This window comes from Candidatus Woesearchaeota archaeon (assembly GCA_003694805.1).
Lineage (GTDB): Archaea > Nanobdellota > Nanobdellia > Woesearchaeales > J110 > J110.
Window position 1 is genome coordinate 1 of sequence record RFJU01000149.1, and the last position, 7034, is coordinate 7034.

Annotated in this window: 7 protein-coding genes; 5 read left to right on the forward strand and 2 right to left on the reverse strand. The window is 51.5% G+C overall.

The window, feature by feature from the left end; translation table 11 throughout:
* The first annotated feature begins 749 nt into the window (after positions 1-749).
* The 4 genes from gyrB (at position 750) to D6783_05525 (ending at position 5954) form a co-directional block, all read left to right on the forward strand.
* Complete coding sequence (gene gyrB, locus D6783_05510) at positions 750-2639, forward strand: DNA topoisomerase (ATP-hydrolyzing) subunit B (GenBank protein ID RME52206.1); 1890 nt, start codon at positions 750-752, stop codon at positions 2637-2639.
* Between the two features lie 86 nt (positions 2640-2725).
* Positions 2726-3451: a hypothetical protein gene (locus D6783_05515; protein RME52207.1), complete on the forward strand. Its 726-nt coding sequence runs from the start codon at positions 2726-2728 to the stop codon at positions 3449-3451.
* Between the two features lie 289 nt (positions 3452-3740).
* Positions 3741-5051, forward strand: a complete 1311-nt coding sequence (locus D6783_05520; GenBank protein RME52208.1) for a hypothetical protein — start codon at positions 3741-3743, stop codon at positions 5049-5051.
* A gap of 105 nt (positions 5052-5156) precedes the next feature.
* Positions 5157-5954 (forward strand): hypothetical protein, encoded by a 798-nt coding sequence (locus D6783_05525; protein RME52209.1) that lies wholly within the window; start codon positions 5157-5159, stop codon positions 5952-5954.
* 14 nt (positions 5955-5968) lie between these two features.
* On the opposite strand, the gene D6783_05530 is transcribed toward D6783_05525, so the two are convergent.
* On the reverse strand, positions 5969-6277 hold the full coding sequence (locus tag D6783_05530) for a hypothetical protein (GenBank protein ID RME52210.1): 309 nt from the start codon (positions 6275-6277) through the stop codon (positions 5969-5971).
* Between the two features lie 85 nt (positions 6278-6362).
* Here D6783_05530 and D6783_05535 point away from each other — a divergent pair, with 85 nt between their 5' ends.
* Entirely contained in the window at positions 6363-6857 is a 495-nt protein-coding gene (locus D6783_05535) for a hypothetical protein (GenBank protein RME52211.1), read from the forward strand.
* Here D6783_05535 and D6783_05540 read toward each other — a convergent pair.
* On the reverse strand, positions 6847-7034 hold a 188-nt coding region (locus D6783_05540; GenBank protein ID RME52212.1), incomplete at its 5' end, for a hypothetical protein. The two genes, D6783_05535 and D6783_05540, sit on opposite strands and share 11 nt — an antisense overlap.

The following is a 7034-nucleotide window of genomic DNA, read 5'->3' on the forward strand; positions in this document are numbered from 1 at the left end:
CGGGTATAAAGTATATATATTTTATATTTGATATAAAGAATAGTTATATATTTGCTCGTGGGTTTGCTCCTTTTAGGACGTCCGCGTATAAAGGTCGCTTGCGGGGTTCAAAAAAATCATGGCCGGGCATTTTGCCCGGCGCGAAGAGGGGTGCTGGCAGGGAATTCGTTTAAGCCAGGAATCAATGCCAAGAGGAGGTGGTAAGGAATGGATGAAGAATGGGTTGAGTTTGAAACACGGGAAGACGAGCAAGGGTTTGAAGATGAGTTCAGCCCGGCAAAGGTCAAGAAGTTTTCCTTTTTTCGACGCGCAGTTGTTGGTCGTATTTGAAGACGCGAGTGAATGAGTGGACAGTGGAGACGTTCAAACGTTCAATTACAATGTGTTCAAACACGGCGGCAGTGCGTTCGAAAGCAATGCAAGTAGAGGGGTGTGGTACGGGTAGGCGTGTCGGGTGTCGCGCCAAGCGTTCGCTAACCTATCGGAACCGATATAGTGTCGGGTATGCGGTGCCCGGTTCGTAACGTGCTTCGTTTGTTTCTTCGTCGAGCGTAGTTCTTGGTACTGTTTCTTTAGTGTGTTTCTTTGATGGTGTGTTTCTTTGATAGGCAGCGTTGGCTTTTTCTGCAGAGTGAGCTGCTGTTGGGGTTGAGGACGTGCCTTCGCCCTTCCGATAAGCTTAAAAACACCTCTCTATTGCGTTTTTTAAAGAAAAGGCGGGTTGTTTGCCGCGCCGCGTGGTTGAGAGTATGACTGGAAAGTACGACGCGAATCACATAACGGTCCTGGGCGGTCTTGAGGCGGTCCGCAAGCGTCCCGGGATGTATATTGGAAGCACAGGAGCCACTGGCTTGCATCACTTGGTGTATGAAGTTGTTGACAACGCGATTGATGAGGCAATGGCCGGCGCGTGCACGACAATCATCGTTGTTCTGCACAAAGACGGGTCGTGTTCTGTTGAAGATGATGGCAGAGGGATCCCTGTTGATGTGCATCCTAAGCTTGGTATTCCTGCTGTTGAAGTTGTGATGACAAAGCTTCACGCAGGAGGCAAGTTTGACAAGGACTCATACAAAGTCTCCGGGGGCCTTCACGGAGTCGGCGTTTCGGTAGTGAACGCCTTGTCAGAATGGCTCGAAGTTGAAGTTCGCAGAGACGGCAAAGTGTTTTGGCAGAGGTATGAGCGTGGAGCGCCGGTGTCCAAACTCATCGAGAAGGGGAGGGCTGAGCATTCAGGGACGAAAGTAACGTTTCTTCCTGACAAAACTATTTTTACAGAGACAACCGCGTTTGATTTTGAAGTGCTTGGTCGCAGGCTCCGGGAGCTAGCGTTCCTCAACAAAGGCGTGCACATCATCTTGCAGGATGAGCGTTCGGGGAAGAAGAAAGAGTTTTTGTTTGACGGCGGAATTGTGAGCTTTGTACAATTTTTGAATGAGAACAAGAACACTTTGCACGACGTTATTGTTCTTGAGAAAGAGAAGGGGAGTGTACATCTCGAAGTGGCATTGCAGTACACAGATAGTTATACAGAGAATGTTCATTCGTTCGTGAATAATATTAATACGCATGAGGGTGGGACGCATCTTTCCGGGTTCAAGACGGCGCTGACGCGCACGCTCAATAGCTACGGGGAATCGCGTGGCTTGCTCAAGAAGCTCAAGCTCTCCAGTGACGACGTGAGGGAAGGCTTGACGGCTATTATTTCGCTGCGGGTTCCTGAGCCGCAGTTCGAGGGTCAAACGAAGACGAAGCTGGGGAATTCTGAAGTCAAGGGGATTGTTGATTCCTTGGTGAGCGAGGGGCTGCAGTCGTTTTTAGAAGAAAACCCCGCGGTTGGCAAGCGGGTCATTGAAAAGGCCGTGGGCGCCGCGGTTGCCAGGGAGGCCGCACGTAAGGCACGTGAATTAACAAGGCGCAAGAATGCACTGAGCAGCCATTCCTTGCCTGGAAAGCTTGCTGATTGTCAAGAGAAGGATCCTGCTAAGGCGGAACTCTTCATTGTAGAGGGTGATTCTGCAGGGGGGTCTGCCAAGCAGGGCAGGTCCAAAGAGTTTCAGGCGATTTTGCCGTTGCGAGGAAAGATTTTGAACGTTGAGAAAGCGCGTATTAACAAGGTGATGGCGTCGCAGGAGATTAGCACGTTGATTAGCGCGCTTGGCTGCGGTGTCGGAGACGAGTTCTCTGTAGAGCGGCTACGATACCATAAAATTATCATCCTTACCGATGCTGACACTGACGGGAATCATATTGCAACGTTGCTTTTGACGTTCTTTTTTCGGTACATGCGAGGGGTCATTGAGAACGGGTATTTGTTCATTGGTCAGCCGCCGCTTTTCCTGGTGAAGAAGGGGAAGCAGAAGTGGTATGTGCAAACCGAAAAGGAGCGAGACGATCTCGTGGCGCGCATTGGGGAACAAGGTGTATCGATTCAGCGCTATAAAGGTCTGGGTGAAATGAATCCTGAGCAGTTGTGGGAGACGACGATGGATCCTCGCCGGCGAGTGCTCAAACAGGTGAAGATTGAGGACGCGGTTGAGGCAGATCAAATGTTCAGTATTTTGATGGGGGATGAGGTTGAGTCCAGGCGCAAGTTCATTGAGGAGCACGCGCGGGACGTTGTTGACTTAGACATTTAGGAAGGGTCTTCGGACGTGTCTTGTGGGGCTTTGTCGGTGCACAAACCCAAAACGTTTATAAATTGCTTGGGATTCGCAAGGGCGGTATGGCTGAAAAATCGTTGAAGATTAAGGTGAAAAAGAAGAAGTGGGTGCCAGTTGTGGGGCCTGCACTCTTTGCTCATTGTCTTCTGGGTGAGATGCCACTGGTTGCTCCAGAGAATGCCTTGCATCGCTTGCTGAAAGTGAATGCCATGGCGGTTTTGGGCGATATGAAAAAGCAGCATGTGAGCTTGCACTTCGTTGTGACGAGTGTGAAAGATGAAAAAGCGCATACGAGGCTGGTGGGGTACGAGTTGAGCCCGCAGTTTATGAAGCGCTTGGTGAGGAAGCGCAGGGATAAGGTTGCGGATAGCTTTCTTTTGAGAACAGCGGATAATTACGTTGTGCGTGCCAAGCCGATCATTATTACACACACGCGTGTTTCCAAGGCCGTGCAGACCAAGCTGCGTCTCGCAGCGAGGGAGGTTTTGCGCGAGCTGGGGAAGTCGTACTCGTACGAGAAGTTTGTTGAGGAGCTCTTGCAGATGAAGTTGCAGCGGTTCTTGAAGGAGCGTTTGGGAAAGATTACAGCCCTGCGTTCCTGTGAGTTGCGATTTTTTAGTATTGTTGTTGCTGATCGGCTCAAAGCACCTGCGAAGGTGAAGGCTTCAGCGCCCGTGCCTGAAGAAGACGCTGGCGAGGGAAAAAAGGCCGTGAAGAAAGAGGCCGTTGAGAAAGGAACTGCAGAGGAGCGTGCTCCCGCAGACGTCAGTGTTGAAAAGAAGGAGTGAGGGCGGTCTTGTTAGCAGGGGCTTGGTTCTTGCGGGCCTTCACAGTCTTTTTTTTTATGCTTTGGGTTTCGTTGCGTCGTTTGGCAAAGCAAGGCGCTGTTTTTTTTGATGTTCATTTTCGTGGGGTTGTTGTGTTCGTTTTTTTTTGTGTTCGTTCATTGGCGTGGGATTGACGGTGTTGGCGTGGACTGGCGGCGTTGGCAATGGTTGTACGGTCGCGTTCTGGCTTCCCGCTGTCGTTGCTCGTAACGAGTATACGCATCAGTTATATTTATAAAGTCCTGTTTTCATGGGAATGATGAGTATGGCGCAAGGATTGGTTCTGGATTGGGTGAAGAAGCTGGGCTATCAGAGGGATCCCTTTGAAGATGTTATTTTTGAACCAGCGTCTCGCATGTGTGTCGGGTTTGAGCGTGCACGGGAGAAGATTAATTTGTTCCTGCTCAAAGGCTACTCGTTTGGGACCATTGCGGGAGAGAGTGGGTTTGGGAAGACGATACTGCTGCGGTGGTTGCGTGAGCAAGTTGAGGCGCACGGGGGGAGCATGCGGGTTGTACTCGTGGAGGATGAGAAAAACCTCTCGGATGAACAGCGTCTTTTTTCTTGGATTGTGCAAAGCCTTCTGAGCGTGTATGAGAAGTTCATCACGCGACCACAAGAGAAGCTGTCAAAAGAAGAACTTTTGGCGCTGGTTGCTCGCAAAGTGAAGAAGCGCAAGACGCTTGTCCTGGTAGATAACGGGCATCTTCTGAGCAAGGGCGGTGTTGAATTGCTCTTGCGTATTGCGAGGATGGAGGGTGCTCATGTCATCGTGGCGGGGCGGACGAAAGGTTTGCACAAGCTTCCGCTCAAAGCGAAGGGTGTGAAGGACGATCTTCGCATCACGCTGCCAAAGCTCTCTGCTGATGAGCTTGAGGAGATGATTCGGAGAAGAATTGCTTTCGTTGGGGGGCAGGGGTTGTTTCCGTTTGATAAGCGGCGTTTGCGCACCCTTGCGGGGAGGTTGAAGGGGGGGCCGCGCGAGTTCTTGGCGCTGTGCAGGGAGGATGCCATTCGGCGCTCGCTCAAGGTCGAAGGTCCTCCCCCTGTACGGAGTGATGATGCAGGTCAGGAAAACAAAGGGGCAAAGCCGCTTATTGCCGTGAATGTCGCCCCGGAGGGGGAGGCAACATCACGCACGGAAGAAGCAAAAGAGCATGCTCCTGCTGCCAAAACGGCAACGGAGGGTGGTGAGGAGGAAGGGAAGGAGCGTGGAAAAGGGTCCTTGATTAAGATTAAGCTGGGGAGAAGAAAAGAGATTCCCTTGGATATCGTTCCCAAGCCTGAAGAGCTCGAGGACGGGTTGGATCCTGAATTGTATGAACCGTTTCGGCACGAGGGGCAAAAGAAGGATGCGGAGATGCTCTCCGAACTCGTCAAGGATATTGAAGAGGTGGAGCCGGCGCAAGAAGAAGTTGTTGTTCTTGATGACGACGCAGAGGTGCACGAAGAGAAGGAAAAGAAGCGGCGCAAGCACGAGTCGAAGAGCAAGGAGGCGAGAAAGAACGATGAGCTCATCCAGTCATTAGTGGTGAGCAAGAAGCGCCGAAGAAAAAAGTAGCGTGCAGGCATCAAAGTCCGTCGTGGGAGAGAAGTCTGTAGCAGAACTGAAGAAGAGCAAAAAGAAGAAAAGTTTAAAAGGGAGTTCTTGAAGAGAAAAAAGAGTATGGCTCAAATAACGATCACGATCGATTCGCTTTTTGTTGAGCGGCTGATCTACTACCTTCTCATCGTTGCTCTCATTATCGTTGCGATCATTGGGTGGACGAGGGATTGCCCGGGCGAGGAGCAGGCAGGTGTTGCCGTGCACGTGGCGGGGAATGGTTCCGATGTCGCGCTCGCGGCAGGAGGAGCAAATACTTCTGGGAGCGCCAGCGACAGCACGTCGGTTGAAGCGCTTTGTAGCAACGGTGTCAAGGATGGGGACGAAGTGAATGTTGACTGCGGCGGGCGCTGCAGCGAGATGAATGGTGCCTTCTTTTACGAGGGTGCCTGCCATGCCAGCCTGCCGAGCAAGGACGTGATGGGCGGTGAGAAGAACGAGTCTGGCGGCGCCGCCAATGAGTCGGCGGAGGTGACGCCTGGGAAGCGAGTGTTTGCGATTACGGGTGTGGACTTTGAAATCAACCCTACAACAGGGAAGATTAAAATTCTCTCTTTGGATGTCGATATTAAGAATGGGGAGGAGAAGATGGAAGGATTGGAGGGTGAAGTGTACATTCACGACGACCGGGGGCGGTTGGATGATTGGCACACGATTTTGGAGTCCGACCCGCTCAGGCCGTACGACGTGCTCAAGTTCCGCACGATCGGGGAAGGAGAGCATTTTTCTGGCACGCTCTTCATTGATAATCCTGTGACGCTCTTTTCCGTAAACGATGAGGCGCCGTTTTCTGTTGAGGTTGAGTTCTTCTTGGATGATAAGAAAATCGGGTCTGCTTCAAAGGAAGTTGATCCAACGTAGCGTGTACAATCGTGCTACGCCTTCGTTGTTGGGGGATAGTTGGAGTGCAGAAAGAGCTGGGTTCGCAGGGGGGCGTGGTTGAGGACGCGTTGTGTCTTGCATAAAGTATTTAAACCATTGGCGGCTATACTGCTATAAGAAGAGAAGCGTTGGCTTGGCGAGGTGAGTTTCGTGCGGCGAAGGTTGTTGGTAAGGAAGGAATCGTTAGGGAAGGCATCTTCAAGGAACGCTGTTTTTTCGCAGCGTGTTTTTCGAGGCGTGGCAGGCAGGATTTTTGTTGGTGTTTTTGTTCTCCTTTTCGTTCTTGCTTCGTCGCAAAGCATTGCGAGCAAGGCGGGCAGGGTTGTTCACGAGGGTGCTGTGAGGGATGTTCGTGACGTGTTTGATTCTGGCGAGGTGTTTCGCGTGATGGCAAAGGCGGTGGCTGAAAGGAATCCTGAGCTTGCCTTTGCACTTCTTCGGGTAGCAAAGGAGAACTTTCCTGATGATAAGCGAGCCCTTAATGATTTTGGCGTGCTCGCGCACCAATTGGGGAGAACGGCTGAGGCGAGGGACGCGTTTGAAGCCGCGGTCGCACTGGACAGTTCGTATGAGCGGGCGAGGTACAATCTCGCGACGCTCTACAACGAGTTGGGAGCGTTTGACCTCGCCGCGCAGCAGTTGTCAGCACTGGTAGCGCTCAACGATGCTTCGCCGAATTACTGGTATGATCTTGCAATGAATAAGGCGGCTCTGCTGCGTCAAGAGCCTTTGCCGAGCGTGGAGGGGTTGGATGAAGTCATTGAATATTTAGAGAAGGTCCGGTCCCTCGAGCCGGGGTTTGCGAAGACGGAAGAAAACCTGGCGGTGGTAAGGAACCTGAGAGCGGCGCTAGCACGCGATGGAAGCAGTGTTAGCGAATAAAGGGCGGCTGGTTGTGGTAGTTGGCGGGTTGTTGTGATTCGCTAATCGTCGTGGCGCCTCTGCGCTTCCCGATTTCTGAAAGGTTTTCGTAGTGCTGCTTTTCTTTTTTTTGAACTTTTCTTTTTTTTTGAAGATTGTTTTTTTTTTGGGGGGGGGCTGAGTAGCACAAGGCATAAA

Coding starts and splice junctions, on each gene's coding strand:
- D6783_05515 (RME52207.1), top strand. CDS start 2,726: ATGGCTGAAAAATCGTTGAAGATTAAGGTGAAAAAGAAGAAGTGGGTG.
- gyrB (RME52206.1), top strand. CDS start 750: ATGACTGGAAAGTACGACGCGAATCACATAACGGTCCTGGGCGGTCTT.
- D6783_05530 (RME52210.1), bottom strand. CDS start 6,277: ATGCTTTGCGACGAAGCAAGAACGAAAAGGAGAACAAAAACACCAACA.
- D6783_05525 (RME52209.1), top strand. CDS start 5,157: ATGGCTCAAATAACGATCACGATCGATTCGCTTTTTGTTGAGCGGCTG.
- D6783_05520 (RME52208.1), top strand. CDS start 3,741: ATGGGAATGATGAGTATGGCGCAAGGATTGGTTCTGGATTGGGTGAAG.
- D6783_05535 (RME52211.1), top strand. CDS start 6,363: ATGGCAAAGGCGGTGGCTGAAAGGAATCCTGAGCTTGCCTTTGCACTT.